General features: G+C 35.8%; 19 protein-coding genes. 13 read left to right on the forward strand and 6 right to left on the reverse strand.

The window, feature by feature from the left end; all coding sequences use genetic code 11:
- Nucleotides 1-273 precede the first annotated feature (273 nt).
- Nucleotides 274-768, reverse strand: a complete 495-nt coding sequence (gene sixA / locus ACN4EE_RS18895) for a phosphohistidine phosphatase SixA (protein WP_431708042.1) — start codon at nucleotides 766-768, stop codon at nucleotides 274-276.
- A gap of 139 nt (nucleotides 769-907) precedes the next feature.
- Nucleotides 908-2,542, reverse strand: a complete 1,635-nt coding sequence (locus ACN4EE_RS18900; protein WP_431708043.1) for an ABC1 kinase family protein — start codon at nucleotides 2,540-2,542, stop codon at nucleotides 908-910.
- A gap of 103 nt (nucleotides 2,543-2,645) precedes the next feature.
- Here ACN4EE_RS18900 and ACN4EE_RS18905 point away from each other — a divergent pair, with 103 nt between their 5' ends.
- The 7 genes from ACN4EE_RS18905 (at nucleotide 2,646) to ACN4EE_RS18935 (ending at nucleotide 8,033) form a co-directional block, all read left to right on the forward strand.
- The gene (locus ACN4EE_RS18905) at nucleotides 2,646-3,281 is read left to right on the forward strand and encodes an SDR family oxidoreductase (RefSeq protein WP_431708044.1); all 636 of its coding nucleotides are present in this window, start codon (nucleotides 2,646-2,648) and stop codon (nucleotides 3,279-3,281) included.
- A 137-nt stretch (nucleotides 3,282-3,418) separates the two neighbouring features.
- Nucleotides 3,419-4,771 carry an acetyl-CoA carboxylase biotin carboxylase subunit gene (gene accC, locus ACN4EE_RS18910; RefSeq protein ID WP_431708045.1) on the forward strand — a complete coding sequence of 451 codons (1,353 nt, stop codon included), beginning with the start codon at nucleotides 3,419-3,421 and terminating at the stop codon, nucleotides 4,769-4,771.
- 5 nt (nucleotides 4,772-4,776) lie between these two features.
- Entirely contained in the window at nucleotides 4,777-5,472 is a 696-nt protein-coding gene (gene pyrF / locus ACN4EE_RS18915; RefSeq protein ID WP_431708046.1) for an orotidine-5'-phosphate decarboxylase, read from the forward strand.
- Nucleotides 5,473-5,493: 21 nt separating this feature from the next.
- The gene (locus ACN4EE_RS18920; RefSeq protein WP_431708047.1) at nucleotides 5,494-5,625 is read left to right on the forward strand and encodes a hypothetical protein; all 132 of its coding nucleotides are present in this window, start codon (nucleotides 5,494-5,496) and stop codon (nucleotides 5,623-5,625) included.
- Nucleotides 5,600-6,217, forward strand: coding sequence for a hypothetical protein (locus tag ACN4EE_RS18925; RefSeq protein ID WP_431708048.1), 618 nt, complete (start codon nucleotides 5,600-5,602; stop codon nucleotides 6,215-6,217). The genes ACN4EE_RS18920 and ACN4EE_RS18925 overlap by 26 nt, the downstream gene beginning before the upstream one ends.
- A 302-nt stretch (nucleotides 6,218-6,519) precedes the next feature.
- Nucleotides 6,520-7,029: a hypothetical protein gene (locus tag ACN4EE_RS18930; RefSeq protein ID WP_431708049.1), complete on the forward strand. Its 510-nt coding sequence runs from the start codon at nucleotides 6,520-6,522 to the stop codon at nucleotides 7,027-7,029.
- A 341-nt stretch (nucleotides 7,030-7,370) separates the two neighbouring features.
- Nucleotides 7,371-8,033 (forward strand): Mo-dependent nitrogenase C-terminal domain-containing protein, encoded by a 663-nt coding sequence (locus tag ACN4EE_RS18935; protein WP_431708050.1) that lies wholly within the window; start codon nucleotides 7,371-7,373, stop codon nucleotides 8,031-8,033.
- Between the two features lie 43 nt (nucleotides 8,034-8,076).
- On the opposite strand, the gene ACN4EE_RS18940 is transcribed toward ACN4EE_RS18935, so the two are convergent.
- Entirely contained in the window at nucleotides 8,077-8,817 is a 741-nt protein-coding gene (locus tag ACN4EE_RS18940; RefSeq protein ID WP_431708051.1) for an HAD family hydrolase, read from the reverse strand.
- 126 nt (nucleotides 8,818-8,943) lie between these two features.
- Between ACN4EE_RS18940 and ACN4EE_RS18945 the strand changes: the two genes are divergently transcribed.
- Together ACN4EE_RS18945 and sat are read left to right on the forward strand one after the other, a co-directional pair.
- Nucleotides 8,944-9,246: a 30S ribosomal protein PSRP-3 gene (locus tag ACN4EE_RS18945; RefSeq protein ID WP_144051532.1), complete on the forward strand. Its 303-nt coding sequence runs from the start codon at nucleotides 8,944-8,946 to the stop codon at nucleotides 9,244-9,246.
- A 502-nt stretch (nucleotides 9,247-9,748) separates the two neighbouring features.
- The gene (sat, locus tag ACN4EE_RS18950) at nucleotides 9,749-10,915 is read left to right on the forward strand and encodes a sulfate adenylyltransferase (protein ID WP_431708052.1); all 1,167 of its coding nucleotides are present in this window, start codon (nucleotides 9,749-9,751) and stop codon (nucleotides 10,913-10,915) included.
- Between the two features lie 92 nt (nucleotides 10,916-11,007).
- Here sat and ACN4EE_RS18955 read toward each other — a convergent pair whose 3' ends face one another.
- Nucleotides 11,008-11,319, reverse strand: coding sequence for a hypothetical protein (locus tag ACN4EE_RS18955; RefSeq protein WP_431708053.1), 312 nt, complete (start codon nucleotides 11,317-11,319; stop codon nucleotides 11,008-11,010).
- Entirely contained in the window at nucleotides 11,297-11,665 is a 369-nt protein-coding gene (locus ACN4EE_RS18960) for a hypothetical protein (RefSeq protein ID WP_431708054.1), read from the reverse strand. Before ACN4EE_RS18960 ends, ACN4EE_RS18955 begins: the two co-directional genes overlap by 23 nt.
- Nucleotides 11,666-11,711: 46 nt before the next feature.
- On the opposite strand from ACN4EE_RS18960, the gene ACN4EE_RS18965 reads away from it, so the two are divergent.
- From ACN4EE_RS18965 to ACN4EE_RS18980, 4 genes are read left to right on the forward strand one after another with little or no spacing between them, the layout of a single operon-like run.
- Nucleotides 11,712-12,200, forward strand: coding sequence for a hypothetical protein (locus ACN4EE_RS18965; RefSeq protein WP_431708055.1), 489 nt, complete (start codon nucleotides 11,712-11,714; stop codon nucleotides 12,198-12,200).
- A 49-nt stretch (nucleotides 12,201-12,249) separates the two neighbouring features.
- The gene (locus ACN4EE_RS18970; protein ID WP_431708056.1) at nucleotides 12,250-12,372 is read left to right on the forward strand and encodes a hypothetical protein; all 123 of its coding nucleotides are present in this window, start codon (nucleotides 12,250-12,252) and stop codon (nucleotides 12,370-12,372) included.
- An 18-nt stretch (nucleotides 12,373-12,390) separates the two neighbouring features.
- Nucleotides 12,391-12,705 (forward strand): nucleotidyltransferase family protein, encoded by a 315-nt coding sequence (locus ACN4EE_RS18975; protein ID WP_431708057.1) that lies wholly within the window; start codon nucleotides 12,391-12,393, stop codon nucleotides 12,703-12,705.
- The gene (locus ACN4EE_RS18980; protein WP_431708058.1) at nucleotides 12,702-13,055 is read left to right on the forward strand and encodes a HepT-like ribonuclease domain-containing protein; all 354 of its coding nucleotides are present in this window, start codon (nucleotides 12,702-12,704) and stop codon (nucleotides 13,053-13,055) included. Before ACN4EE_RS18975 ends, ACN4EE_RS18980 begins: the two co-directional genes overlap by 4 nt.
- 77 nt (nucleotides 13,056-13,132) lie before the next feature.
- Here the strand turns inward: ACN4EE_RS18980 and trmFO are convergent, their stop codons facing one another.
- Nucleotides 13,133-14,461, reverse strand: a complete 1,329-nt coding sequence (gene trmFO, locus ACN4EE_RS18985; protein WP_431708059.1) for an FADH(2)-oxidizing methylenetetrahydrofolate--tRNA-(uracil(54)-C(5))-methyltransferase TrmFO — start codon at nucleotides 14,459-14,461, stop codon at nucleotides 13,133-13,135.
- Nucleotides 14,462-14,523: the final 62 nt, after the last annotated feature.

Genomic DNA, 14,523 nt, shown 5'->3' on the forward strand with positions numbered 1-14,523 from the left:
AAAATCAAGGTTTTGAGGCTTTGTATCAACATATAATTACAAAGTTGTTTTAAATAAAATTCCCTAAAAAATGCTCATTTTTTGAGTAAAAATTGCTAAAACTGCACACTTTTTTAGTAATGTAGTTTGTCTAAATCCTTGATTTTAATAGACTTCTGATTTATTCAGCAAACCCTAATTAAATTAATGTGATGTTTTTTAATAACAGATTGTACCAAAATAGATTGAAAAAAAGTCTCATAAATAAGTGTTTGATTTTCGGGACTTAATTCTCTAATTTGTAATCCATTTTGGACCTGCTAATAAAAATAATTCAGCGTTACCAATAGGGTTAGATAAATCAAATATTTCTACTGCAATAATGCCACTTTTTTTGACAATTAACTTTCCTTTTATCTCTCCAAAAACTAATAATTCTACCCAATTACTAAAGTCTGGTTCATGTCCCACTAAGGCGATCGAACCGTTATGATTATACTTAGAATTTTGTAACCAGTTAATCCATTCTAAAATATTTCCCTCAGGAGTTAGAGCGGAATGTTCGATAATTTGAGGGGATAATTTTGCCTGTTGTAAAATAATTGCTGTTTCTTTTGCTCTAATATAAGGACTGGTAATAATGACATCAAATTTAATATCTAAAGAAGATAATTTTTGAGCAACTTTTTGGGTTTTAGTTATTCCTTTTGAGGTTAAAATTCTCTGGGAATCATCCTTTTCGATCGATCTTGATTCTGCGATACCATGACGAATAAAATAAATAATCATAGAATAAAAATGTTAAAAATTTAAAATGTTAAAAATGCTATTGTTATAAATTTAGAGTGTTAATTTAACCGAATACCTAACACTTTTTTAAGACATAATCTATCATACTCACAGTAAAAGAACCACTTTGATTTTAAGTCTATTTTAGTCGTCCCGATCGAAGTATGCTGATTATAAGCCACAATCCGAGAAAAGTTGCTACTGTAAATAAAATATTACTTAATAATACCAATTGTCCAGTAGTTGCACCAGTACTAATAATCGCCGCTCCCATAATTAACGAACCGACAACAATACTAAAAGATAATCGATTTGCTGAGTCATCAACACTGCGTCTTAAGACTTCGATTTCTCTGATTTGTAGTTGCCATTGGAAGGTTTCTGAACTTAGTCGATCGAGTATAGCATCTATTTGACGGGGCGATCGAAGACTGATGGATTTTAAGTCTAAAACTGTCCTAAATAGAGTTTGATAGGGGGTATCACCAATGAATTGACGGCGAAAAAGATCAGTTATGAGGGGTTTTATTTCTTCGAGGAGGTTGATATTGGGGTTAAATTTTCGAGCAACTCCTTCTAAGTTAGCAAGGCTTTTGGCAAATAATCCCATATTACTAGGTAATCTGATGCGGTTCGATCGAGCCACTTCCAAAATCTCGTAAAATACCTCACTAAAATTGAGTTGAGAAAGACTGAGATTATAATATTTACGCAACATTCGCTGATAGTCATTTTCTAACCTTGCAATATTAGTATTCATGGCGTTAGTATCTGACAATTCGAGGGTAAGTTGAGCGCATCTTTGAGCATCTATATCAACAATGGCAAGTAACATTTCTGTTAATAATTGTTGCGTTTTGGGGTCTAGTCTGCCGATCATGCCACAATCGATTAAACCAACTTTGTTATTGTCAAGGTAAAAAATATTACCCGGATGAGGATCAGCATGAAAGAAACCATCGATAAATATTTGTTGAAAAAATGCTCTAAATAATAGGGTGCTAACTTCTTGTCTTGTTTTAAGTGTGTTAGAAATATCGGCGGAAAGAATGGGTTTACCGTCTAACCACTCCATAAATAAAACTTTTTCGGTGGTAAATTGCCAATAAATTTGAGGGATAACCAGTTGTTGAGAGTCAAACCAAGGGCTATTACTCAGATTTTGCCTAAGTTTATCGGTAAAATTGGCTTCTTGACGAAAATCTAACTCTGCTAATACCGCTTTTGTAAAATCATCGGCAAGGTTAACCACATCATACTCACCGCCAAAATCCGTCAGGGCGATAATATCGGCAATACCTTTGATTAAAATAACATCTTGATTGACAATTCGATCGATATTGGGGCGTTGTACTTTAATGGCTACTTCTTCCCCAGTGCTTAAAGTTGCTTTATGTATTTGCGCGATCGAACCTGCCGCTACAGGTTGAGGATCGATCGTACTAAAAATAGTTTCGATGGGACTCTCTAATTGTTCTCTTAAAGTTTGCTCAATCACACCCCAAGCAACGGGAGGCACTTGAGCTTGGAGGGCGGTTAAAGCCTCAATATATTTAGGTGGAAGTAAATCAGGACGAGTACTTAACAACTGTCCAAATTTAACATAGAAAGGACCTAACTGCACTAAGATTTTGCGGAAGACTTCAGGAGGAGGTAATTGAGGTTTATCAGATTTGCCTCCTGTGAGAATGCCCCACATATAATTCCAACCGTTACCTAAAACGATCTCGATAATTTCTTTTTGTCGTGAACTGGTTTTCGTCAATGAAAACATATAGTAAATCGTTATAAATCAGGACTTATCCAATAATAGGGGGAAAAGGGGGGAGAGTGAGAAGAAAATGCTTTAAAATCTTTATTAAAGCTAGTAAATAGCTATGGCAGTACTTGGAAAGCTAAGTAAATTAACCACTATGAATAAAACGATCGTAATTACTGGAGTTAGCAAAGGTTTAGGACGTGCTTTAACAGAAAAATTTATTAGTTTAGGTCATACTATCATCGGTTGTTCTCGTTCTCAAAATTCCATCGAACTTTTACAGCAAAAATATCCTCAACATTATTTTACCGCCCTTGATGTGTCTAATGATCAACAAGTCGAAACATGGATAGACTCTTTCGCCACAATACCTGATTTAGTGATTAACAATGCCGCTATTATTAATCCTCCAGCCCCCTTATGGGAAATTAGTGCCGAAGATTTCTCCTATCTGATGGACGTTAATATCAAAGGTACAGCTAATGTGATTCGTCACATTGTACCTCTAATGATCAAAGCAAATAAAGGTATCATTGTTAATCTTAGTTCAGGTTGGGGTCGATCGACCTCCCCAGAAGTTGCCCCCTATTGTGCTTCAAAATGGGCGATCGAAGGTTTAACCCAAGCACTAGCCCAAGAGTTACCATCGGGTATCGCCACCGTTGCCCTTAACCCGGGTATAATTCATACCGATATGTTAGATATTTGTTTTGGCGATGACGCTCAATACTATACCCCACTATACCCCCATTGATGAATGGGTTAAAAAAGCAGTACCCTTTTTACTCAAATTGTCTGCAAAAAATAATGGGCAGTCATTAACCGTCAACTAATTGCCATAAATACCAAAACCAAATATGATACGAAAGATATTAGATTTTATGTTTTAAAATGCCGTTTGCTAAGATATTAATTGCTAATCGAGGAGAAATTGCCCTACGCATCATTCATAGTTGCGAAGAAATGGGTATTGCTACCGTTGCTGTTCATTCCACGATCGATCAAAACGCCCTTCACGTCAAATTAGCGGATGAAAGCGTGTGTATAGGACCACCTCCTAGCAACAAAAGCTATTTAAACATACCTAATATTATCTCGGCGGCATTAACCAGAGGTGCAGAAGCCATACATCCGGGCTATGGATTTTTAGCAGAAAATGCCCGTTTTGCCCAAATTTGTGCTGATCATCAGTTACAATTTATAGGACCAAGTCCAGAAGCTATTATTGCTATGGGGGATAAATCCACTGCCAAAAAAACCATGCAAAATGCTGGAGTCCCCACCATCCCCGGTAGTAAAGGCTTGATTACCGATGAACAAGAAGCCGCCAGAGTCGCTGCCGAAATAGGCTATCCCGTGATTATCAAAGCTACCGCAGGAGGTGGAGGTAGAGGGATGCGCTTAGTGAAAGAAGAAGCAGATTTAAGTCGCTTATTAGCCGCAGCCCAAGGAGAAGCCGAAGCCGCTTTTGGTAATGCTGGAGTATATATAGAGAAATTTATTGAGTTACCCCGTCATATCGAGTTTCAAATTTTAGCCGATAGTTATGGTAATGTCGTCCATTTGGGAGAAAGAGATTGCTCTATTCAAAGAAGACATCAAAAATTATTAGAAGAAGCACCATCTCCTGCCTTAAACCCGAAAATTCGTCAAAAAATGGGACAAGCCGCCGTCAAAGCCGCTAAATCTATCAATTATGTGGGTGCAGGGACAGTAGAATTTTTATTAGATAAATACGGTAACTTCTATTTCATGGAAATGAATACCCGTATCCAAGTTGAACACCCTGTAACAGAAATGATTACAGGCTTAGATTTGATCCGAGAACAAATTTCGATCGCGCAAGGGGAAAAATTATCTTTCCGTCAGCAGGATATTGAATTTAGAGGGCATTCGATCGAGTGTAGAATAAATGCAGAAGACCCAGATCATGATTTTAGACCAAATCCGGGTAAAATTATTGCATATTTACCTCCCGGTGGACCAGGAGTAAGGATGGACTCCTTTGTTTATCCCGACTACGTTATTCCCCCCTATTATGACTCTCTCATCGGCAAATTGATTGTTTGGGGAAAAGACAGAGATACCGCCATCAAACGCATGAAAAGAGCGTTAAGAGAATGTGCGATAACAGGAGTACCGACTACTATTAATTTTCATCGCAAAATCCTAGAAAATCCTGAATTTTTAGCAGGAAATGTTTATACCAATTTTGTCGAACAGAATATATTGAAAAAAAGCTAATCAACATGAGCCAAGATAAAATTATTGTACCCCTTGACGTTCCAGATTTACAAAGTTCGATCGAGCTAGTCAAGAAATTACCCGAAGTTACTTTTTGGAAAGTCGGTTTAGAATTATTTGTCGCTACTGGTGCAGATATACTCAAATTTTTAAAAGATGAGCATAAACGTATATTTCTTGATCTCAAATTCCACGACATCCCAAACACCGTCAAAAACGCTACCAAATCAGCCTTAAGCCATGACGTTGACTTATTAACCCTTCATGCCACCGCCGGGAGAGAAGCCTTAACCGCCGCCGCCGAAGTAGTAAAAAACAGTGAGAATCAGCGTCTAAAATTGTTAGCTATTAGCGTTTTAACGAGCATTAACAGCCGTCAATTAGCCTTTGACCTCAAAATTCCCCTAGAACTGCCCGAATACGCCTTAAACAACGCCCTGATGGCTCAAGAGTGTGGAATTGATGGGGCGGTGTGTTCTCCCCATGAAGTACAAAAAATAAAAGAAGTGTGTGGTAAAGATTTCTTGTTAGTTTGCCCCGGAGTGCGTCCTGCATGGGCTTCAGTCGGTGATCAACAAAGGATTATGACTCCCAAACAAGCATTACAACAAGGTGCTGATTACCTTGTCATTGGGCGCCCTATCACCCAAGCAGAAAATCCTGCTCAAGCATGGCATAAAATTATCGAAGAATGTCAATAGTTTCGTAGGTTGGGTTGAAGAATGAAACCCAACATTGTCAACATTTCTCGTGTCAATCAAGGCTTAAAAGATTGCTTCGTGCCTCGCCATGACAGAATACTGTTATTATGGGTAAATTCCTGTAATTTTGGCACAACTAGCAAGAGATTATGATGAGATGAAAATAGGCTATTTTTTTATTCGATATTTATTGTTAAATTTGGCTATTTTTAATGGCTTATTTTTATGGTTGAATATTGACAAAAAAGTCTTAGCACAAGATAAGCTAAATAATAATAAATGTGGTGGTAATTTACAAGAGTTAGCTGATTTTTTAGTTAAAGATATTGCCGACTATGCCAATCGAGTTATTCAGAGAAGTCGCATTTATTCTCACGGTTTAGAGTTTTTGCCCACTTATGTTATAACCGCTAGTAAACCTGATTTAGAGCCTTTACCGTTAGAGCAAACTCAGTATAAAAGTAGTCTCAAAAATATTGACGAAAATCAGGTTAAACAAATATTTTTTACCACTTTAGAAAGACAATATTCTAGTCAAAATCGTATCATCGAAACTCAAAACTTTCATTGGTTAATGTTAACACCAACGGAGAAAGGTTGGCGAATGATTATGTTATTAACCAGATTAGGTTATCCTAATGATAACGGCAGTCAAAATTTCATTTCTTCTCCTCCCCGTGACAGTAGTGACGGAATTATTGCTCAAAGTGTTAAGTTATGGTTAAGAGATTGTCAATATAGATGAAGAATTAAAAATGTAGAATTAAAAATGTAGAATTAAGAATGCAAAATTAAAAAAACAATGTCAATTTGATAGGTAAAAATGCTTAATTGAAAATAAATATAAAGAATATTTTATAAAAAAATATTAACAGTTAAACCTCCTCTCAAATCGATCGAATCCTTACCAGTAGATAATTATAGGGGCTAGAAAATATAGTTCGATCGAGCTTAATTTAACTTAACAAAACCTTTAAAATACTTAATAAAAAAAGAGAAAAAAATGGGTTATGGTAGAGAATATAGGTATTAAAAGGTATAAATATTATGAATACTATTTCTCATTCTCATCATAAAGAACATCAAGAAATAAATTGGTCTGCAATTATTTTATTTGCATTAGGATTTTGGCTTAGTGGTAGTCTATTATTAGATTTTGTCTTAATTCCCGCCCTTTCTGCTAGTGGTATGATGATTAATAGCAGTTTTGCTAGTGCAGGATTTCTCATTTTTGGGGTATTTAATCGCATCGAATTAATTTGTGCCTCTTTGGTTTTAACTTGTGCATTAGTGTTTGCGTTTAATCATAATTTTGAGCAAAGAAAACAAACTTTATTTGTTACATTTTCTAGTATTTTATTATTAATAGCATTATCCTATACTTATTTATTTATCCCTAATATGAGTGCATGGGGATTATGTTTAAATCAATTTAGTGCTACTACGGCTATGCCTAAAGCGATGATTTCATGGCATGAAGGTTACTGGATTTTAGAAGCCTTAAAATACGGTTTAGGAATTACTTTATTACGCTGGAGCTATAAAATGGAGAATTAAGAATTAAGAATTAAGAATTAAGAATTAAGAATTAGGAATTAAGAATTAGGAATTAGGAATTAGGAATTAGGAATTAGGAATTAGGAATTAGGAATTAGGAATTAGGAATTAAGAGACAGGTGGACAAGTGGACAGGTAGAATTAACATACGGTGATTATTTTCTGATGGGGAGGGCTTAATATATTAAGCCCCTACGTTATTTTTCACTCTTCACTCTTGCTTTTTTTGTTACGAATTAAGGTGACTTAACCTACAATATTGGGCTTCTTTGTATTGTTTCATGATTTTATTTGACTATGATAAAATGAAAGAAAATAATCTGAAATTTAGATCATAGAATATGACAACACAATGCACTCCTGATCAATATACTGATGAGCAAATTTGCGCATGGTTAAGGGGTTTACTCACGGTAGCCTATGCAGATGGACATTTTGATCCTGAAGAACAAGAGTTTATAGCTAGTTTAACCCAAGATGAACTTATCCCTAACACAGATTTGGGTAACTTAGAAACTATTACTCCTCAAGAGTTAGCAGAGGTTTTCGGAGATGATAATTCTCTCAAAGAAAATTTCTTGCGCACTGCTGTAATGATGGCTATTGCCAATGGGGTGTATAGTAAATCTGAAGCAGATACTGTTCATAGTTTTCAAGAGGCATTAGGATTGGATTTAGAGGCTTTAAAATCCTTAGAAGCCACTTTATGGCATCCCGAAGCAGAAAAAACAGGAGAAACTAAACATCCAGATGTGTTAAAACCTGTAAAAAATTGGTTAGATGGTATGGAGGTAAAAGATCCCAGAGTTGCCCGTTTTTTGTGTAAAATGATACCGTCTCAGTGTCCTTTTGAACGGGATATAACTCTATTTGGCAAGAAAATTGTCCATATTCCGCCGATGTGTGAGTTAAATCCATTATATGAGCAAATGGTCGGTTTACGATTTCGATCGCTCTCTTACTTAGCAGATGATTGCAAGGAAGACGTTACTCCCTACATATAGACTTTATCAAGGTTTTGTTGGGTTACGCTATCTCTAACCCAACCTACAATTTTATTTGTAAGTCTGCTAAGTCTGAAATTACTGCATCTGCCGTTTGCAAATGGGGCGCTTCGGGATATTTCCAACAAATACCGATAACCCCTCCTGCGTTGGCACTTTTTCCCATAGCAATATCCCCTTGGGAATCTCCTATCATTAGGCTATTTTCTGGTTTGACTCCCAATGTGTCACAGGCTTGTAAGAATAAACGAGGATCGGGTTTAAATAAACCACTGTCAACCCCCATAATTAAATCGATATAGTCGTTTAGTTGATGATTTTCCACAAATTCCCTAACTCCTTGGGTAGTATCCGCCGATAGGATAGCTATTTTTAAGCCTTGTTGTTTCAATTCTTGCAATACTTCCAAACTTCCTGCAAACAAAGGTGAGGTTTTGCCACGGGTAGGAAAGGATTTTTCAGCGTTATTAAATGCTTCCGATGCGATCGAAAGGGATTCAAACCAACTTCGACCTGTTTCCGCAATATAACCTGCCGCCACAATTTGATTTTCTTTATTACTACCTACCGCCATTAATCCTGTCGGGTTGAGATAATCATTTTCTACTCCAAAAGCCATCAATAAAGGCTCATAAACCCCCGGTATTTGAGCATCAATTAATCTGGCTCGTTTTAAGGCTAATTCTCGCAAAAAATTCTCAGAATCTGCTAATGTGCCGTCTTTATCAAAGATAATCGCTTCTATATTGTTAAATATCTTCTGTTTACAAATTACATTAATCATGGTTCTGAAAAATCCCTAGGACATTGAAAATAATTGCACATATTAGGTTATAATCGATCGATATGTCAAATTTTATATTAAAATTGTCCTTTGGAGGTTTAATTGGAATCCGCCGTTCAAACAAAAATTGATTCTAGGTTTGTATTAAAAGTCGTTTGGTTAGATAAAGATGTGGCTTTAGCCGTTGATTATGTTATCAGCAAAGGTACAAGCCCTTTAACCGCTTATTATTTCTGGCCTCGTAGTGATGCTTGGCAGGAATTGAAAGACGAGTTAGATAAGAAAAATTGGATCACTGATCATGAGAAAATTGAATTACTCAATCAGGCTACCGAAGTTATCAACTTCTGGCAAGAAAAAGGTAGAGTAACAAGTATGCTTCAAGCTCAACAAAAATTCCCCTCAGTGGTTTTTGCAGGTACAAATTAACTCGATCGAAATTATTCGATCGTATTCATCGGGGCTGACAAGTGATGCTACTCCAGTTCAGTACGGGAATATACCGTACTGTTACCCATGAATACATTGGCAGTCAGTAAATATTTCAAAAATGTTTGTACATCTTGCTCTAAATAAAAGATTAGAATAGTTAGGGTTTGCTGAATAAATCAGAAAGCTATAAAAATAAAGGCTTGGGGCATCGTTAAGTAAATAAAAAAGTGAGTAATTTTAGGAATTTTTGCTCAAAAAACAGGATAGCATTATACAGTTACAAACTCTGATCTCAAAAATCAAAAATCGATCCAAAAATAAGGAATTGCTACTTGTGGTGAGCGTAGTCGAACTACGCAATATTTTCTTTTCTTGGTCAAAAATTCATCTCCCCAAATTAGGTGAGACTTTTTTTGGTTGAGAAATATCACGAATGGGAGTCCTCTTTTTGACATTTTTAAGATAGGATAAAACCGAATATTATTTTAAATAAATTTATATGACAAAGGTTATAGAAACGATCGCACCCCATGGAGGGCATTTAGTTAATCGTATTGCCACCCTTGCAGAAAGGGATGAATTTATGGCACAAGCGGATAAATTACCTAGAGTTCAACTAGACGATCGAGCCACTTCAGATTTAGTGATGATTGCCATAGGAGGCTTTAGTCCTCTTAACGGCTTTATGGGACAAGACGACTACGAAAGAGTAGTAGAAGAAATGCGTCTGATGAACGGTTTACCTTGGTCTGTACCCGTCACCCTATCAGTCACAGAAGAAGTAGCCGAACCCTTAAAAGAAGGCAGTTGGGTACGTTTAGATGATCCTCACGGTAGATTTGTCGGAGTCCTCGAATTAACCCAAAAATACCGTTATAATAAAACCCACGAAGCCGTAAACGTCTATAAAACCGATGAAGAAGCTCACCCGGGCGTAAAAGTAGTATATCAACAAGGAGAAATTAACCTTGCTGGTCCCATCTGGTTACTACAAAGAGACGCTCACCCTTACTTCCCAAGCTATCAAATTGATCCCGCAGAATCCCGTAAAATGTTCCTTGATCGAGGTTGGAAGACAGTTGTAGGTTTTCAGACTCGCAATCCCATTCACCGCGCCCACGAATACATCATCAAATGTGCCTTAGAAACCGTTGACGGTTTATTCTTACATCCCCTTGTCGGTGCTACCAAAAGCGATGACATCCCTGCCGATGTGCGGATGCGTTGTTATGAAATCATGGTAGAAAACTACTTCCCTCAAAATCGAGTTATCCTTGCCATTAACCCTTCTGCTATGCGCTATGCTGGACCACGAGAAGCTATTTTCCATGCTTTAATCCGCAAAAATTACGGCTGTACTCACTTCATTGTCGGTAGAGATCATGCAGGAGTAGGTGACTATTATGGTACTTATGATGCACAATTAATTTTCGGAGAGTTCAAACCCGAAGAATTAGGTATTACCCCCATGATGTTCGAGCACGCTTTCTACTGTACCGTAACAGATCAAATGGCAACCTCAAAAACTAGCCCCGCTACCAAAGAAGAAAGAATCCACCTCTCTGGTACAAAAGTAAGAGAAATGTTACGCCGTGGAGAATTACCCCCTCCACAATTCTCTCGCCCTAAAGTAGCCGCCGAATTAGCACGAGCAATGCACCAATAAAATTAGGCTTTTGATAGAAAAAATTTTGTCTTGATTCGTAGGGGTTGAATAATATTCAACCCTTATTTATTAACTGAAATACTGAGCTAATTTTAAACCTTTTTACAATATATTTTAAATATATTATTGAGTTGGAAGTAAGTTATGTTTTCTATGACTATTTTGTCTAATAAACAACGTTTCATTAAAGATTCGATCGATTCTCTAAATTCAGTATTAGAGATTTCAATATCAGTTAATTTTTGCGATAAATTTATCGGTTGATTTTGTTTTATTAACCATTTAACTACTTTAATTTCTAGAGGAGATAAACGCTGTAAATGCCATTCTAAATGTGTTTTTATATCCCCTAAAAATAAATCATTTTTATTGTAGTTTTGCTCAGACAAAAAAAATACTAGCATTACCATCAAATAAATTATTAATGGTATCAGAAATAATATTTAACCAACAAGGATTACCTTGATACAAATTAATTAAATCATCCCATTTATCTTCACCATTTAATTGATTTTCTTGTAATAAATTTCTAGCAGATTTTCCTAATCCTTGAAGATATAAATACTCAATATTTTTCATACTAGGTATTTTTTCTGAACTAATTAATAACAAACAACTGTGATGATTATTAGTTAATATTTGGTTAAAAAACTGATTATAATTATTATATTCAGAAAGATATTTACCTGCTAATTCTCCACTTTCAAAAATGTTTTCTACATCATCAATAATAATTAAAGAAGGAAACAAATTAAAATCATCAATAACATCGGAAAATTCTTGATGAGATGAATTAATGAAAATTTTATGTAAATCTTTTAGTAGTAAGAATCAGAGAGATACAACTTATCGCATTATCAATAAATCTTCTTCAAAAACTAAAGCAACAAATAAAAATAGTAAAACTTCTCCTGCTATAAATAACGATTTTAGTAATGCTTTTTCATCTTCTCAAGAAGCTAAAAATAATAATTTTAGTAATGCCTTTTCATCTTCTGAAAATACTAAAGATAATGATTGGGAAGATACCTTTACTTCAACACCTATTATTGATAATAATTTCGATAGATTAAATAATGAATCTAAAGCTATTGAAAATCAAAATATAGCTAATCATGATGAAATGAATGATAATTGGTGGGATGATAAATATGAAAATAAATTTAGTAATTCCAATGAACCAATTAAAAGAAGAAATAACAATGATAGTATGTGGGATAAATTTACTAAGTCTGTTTCTTCAATTTGGGATAATATCGCTAAGTTTTTCAATATTTTTCAATAGACATCTTTTTAAGAAGTTCGATCGATTAAAGAGGTAAGGTATTGATAGTATGGGTAAATTTGTTCAATGGTATTTAAGCGGTTTTACCTCCCCTGTTTATGTAATGATTCGGATGTTTGAGAGTAGAATTAAGTTAGGAGTAAGCACAAATTATCCCCAACCTGATTTATAACTTAATGAGGATTTTACCATGAGTACTGTAACAGATAACGATTTAGATGTTCTTAAGGACAAAATAAGAAAAATAAAATCTGAAATTGAAGAAGAATATCATATAGAAGAATTGGGTTTATTTGGCTCTTATGTGAGAGGTGAACAAACAAAAAATAGTGATATTGATTTATTAATCACTTTTAAACCAGAAGCTAGATTCGGATTAGTTAAATATATAAAGTTACAAAACTTATTTAGTGATAGGTTAGGTAAAAAGGTAGATTTAGTAATGAAAAAAGGTTTAAAACCTCATATCGGTAAACAAATTTTAAGTGAGGTTATTTATTTATGAAAAGAACCTCTAAAGACTATCTTAATGATATTTTAAATACGATCGATTCTATTAATAGATTTACAGAGGGCTATAATTTTAATAGGTTTTGTAATGATGAAAAAACTATTTTTGCCGTTATTCACGGAATAGAAAGAATAGGAGAAGCTACAAAAAAAATCACCAATAACTTACCCTATATTAGAGAACAATACCCTCAAATAGAATGGAAAGAAATTACTGGCATGAGAGATATTGTAATTCATAAATATTTTGGCATTGATTTACAAATTATTTGGGATACTACTCAGACTTATTTACCTGTACTAAAACCAGTAATTCTTGATATTCTAAAAAATCTCGAATCTTAATTTTTCCCAAAAAGATTGTAATATTATCCGTTTATTCTTTAAATTATTTGAAAAAAATCCATTATAGATTATATTCTTCACAATATTTTTTTAAGAAGTTCGATCGATCGACTAGCGTAGGCTTGATAACGTTCCCGTTTATTGCGTATTTTATGAGGAAAGGGGGGAATAATGCCAAAATTAGGAGGCATCGGTTGAAAATGTTTAGCATCAGCAGTACTGATAAACTCAAATAATGCACCCATCATCGTGACATTAGGAAGGGTTAAAGGGGTTTTGTTTTGAGCGACTCTCACGGCATTTGTACCTGCTAACCAACCTCCAGCCGCCGCCGCCGTATAACCTTCCGTGCCGATAATTTGCCCTGCCGCCAGTAAAGTGTCTCTATATTTGAACTGTAAAGTATTTTTCAAGAGTTGAGGTGCATTTAAAAATGTGTTTTGGTGCATTACCCCCATACGCACAAACTCCGCATTTTCTAACCCCGGTATCATCCTAAATACCCGTTGTTGCTCTCCCCATCGTAAATTTGTTTGAAACCCTACCATATTCCATAACTGTCCAGCCTTGTCTTCTTGGCGCAATTGTACAACAGCATAGGGGCGTTTATCTTTATTTTCCTTAAAGTCTCCTAAGCGCGAATCAAATAAACCAATGGGTTTCAAAGGACCATATCTCATGGTATCTTCTCCCCGTTGTGCTAATTCTTCAATGGGTAAACAGGCTTCAAAAAACTTGGCGTTTTCTCGCTCAAAATCCTTTAATTCCGCTTGTTGCGCTTGACGTAATTCTTGCCAAAAATGTAGATACTGCTCTTTATTCATGGGGCAATTAAGATAAGCCGCTTCTCCTTTGTCGTAACGGGAGGCAAGAAAGGCAATGTCTTTATTGATGGACTCTCCCACAATAATCGGACTCGCTGCGTCAAAAAAGTTAAGGTAATCCATACCTGTCAAATTCTGTAATTCTTGGGCAAGGGGTGGACTGGTGAGAGGTCCTGTGGCTAATACTACAATACCTTCGGAGGGTATAGCCTTAATTTCTTCTCGTTTAAGAGTGATTAAAGGGTGATTAGCGAGGGTTTTCGTAAGTTTTTGACTAAAAACTCCTCGATCGACCGCTAAAGCCCCTCCTGCGGGAACTTTGTGGGCATCCGCAGTGCGTATTACAATAGAGTCAAGAATCCGTAATTCTTCGTGTAATAATCCTGCCGATCGATCGATGGCATCCGCCCCAAAGGAGTTACTGCACACTAATTCAGCTAATTCCTCGCTATGGTGGGCTGGACTTTTGACAACGGGACGCATTTCATAGAGAGTAACGGGGATACCTGCTTGGGCGATTTGCCATGTGGCTTCTGTACCTGCTAAACCACCTCCAATTACTGTAATAGAATTTTGACTCATAAATGTTCGATCGAAATAGTGAATAGTTGAAGAAGAGAGAGGGAGGGAGAGGGGGGAGAGGG

The sequence above is a fragment of the Geminocystis sp. CENA526 genome (assembly GCF_050753365.1).
Lineage (GTDB): Bacteria > Cyanobacteriota > Cyanobacteriia > Cyanobacteriales > Cyanobacteriaceae > Geminocystis.

Excerpts from the sequence above, each read along its gene's own strand:
- sixA (WP_431708042.1), bottom strand. The coding sequence starts at position 768 with ATGATTATTTATTTTATTCGTCATGGTATCGCAGAATCAAGATCGATC.
- ACN4EE_RS18900 (WP_431708043.1), bottom strand. The coding sequence starts at position 2,542 with ATGTTTTCATTGACGAAAACCAGTTCACGACAAAAAGAAATTATCGAG.
- ACN4EE_RS18905 (WP_431708044.1), top strand. The coding sequence starts at position 2,646 with ATGGCAGTACTTGGAAAGCTAAGTAAATTAACCACTATGAATAAAACG.
- accC (WP_431708045.1), top strand. The coding sequence starts at position 3,419 with ATGCCGTTTGCTAAGATATTAATTGCTAATCGAGGAGAAATTGCCCTA.
- pyrF (WP_431708046.1), top strand. The coding sequence starts at position 4,777 with ATGAGCCAAGATAAAATTATTGTACCCCTTGACGTTCCAGATTTACAA.
- ACN4EE_RS18920 (WP_431708047.1), top strand. The coding sequence starts at position 5,494 with ATGAAACCCAACATTGTCAACATTTCTCGTGTCAATCAAGGCTTAAAA.
- ACN4EE_RS18930 (WP_431708049.1), top strand. The coding sequence starts at position 6,520 with ATGAATACTATTTCTCATTCTCATCATAAAGAACATCAAGAAATAAAT.
- ACN4EE_RS18935 (WP_431708050.1), top strand. The coding sequence starts at position 7,371 with ATGACAACACAATGCACTCCTGATCAATATACTGATGAGCAAATTTGC.
- ACN4EE_RS18940 (WP_431708051.1), bottom strand. The coding sequence starts at position 8,817 with ATGATTAATGTAATTTGTAAACAGAAGATATTTAACAATATAGAAGCG.
- sat (WP_431708052.1), top strand. The coding sequence starts at position 9,749 with ATGACAAAGGTTATAGAAACGATCGCACCCCATGGAGGGCATTTAGTT.
- ACN4EE_RS18955 (WP_431708053.1), bottom strand. The coding sequence starts at position 11,319 with ATGCTAGTATTTTTTTTGTCTGAGCAAAACTACAATAAAAATGATTTA.
- ACN4EE_RS18965 (WP_431708055.1), top strand. The coding sequence starts at position 11,712 with ATGAAAATTTTATGTAAATCTTTTAGTAGTAAGAATCAGAGAGATACA.
- ACN4EE_RS18970 (WP_431708056.1), top strand. The coding sequence starts at position 12,250 with ATGGGTAAATTTGTTCAATGGTATTTAAGCGGTTTTACCTCCCCTGTT.
- ACN4EE_RS18975 (WP_431708057.1), top strand. The coding sequence starts at position 12,391 with ATGAGTACTGTAACAGATAACGATTTAGATGTTCTTAAGGACAAAATA.
- ACN4EE_RS18980 (WP_431708058.1), top strand. The coding sequence starts at position 12,702 with ATGAAAAGAACCTCTAAAGACTATCTTAATGATATTTTAAATACGATC.
- trmFO (WP_431708059.1), bottom strand. The coding sequence starts at position 14,461 with ATGAGTCAAAATTCTATTACAGTAATTGGAGGTGGTTTAGCAGGTACA.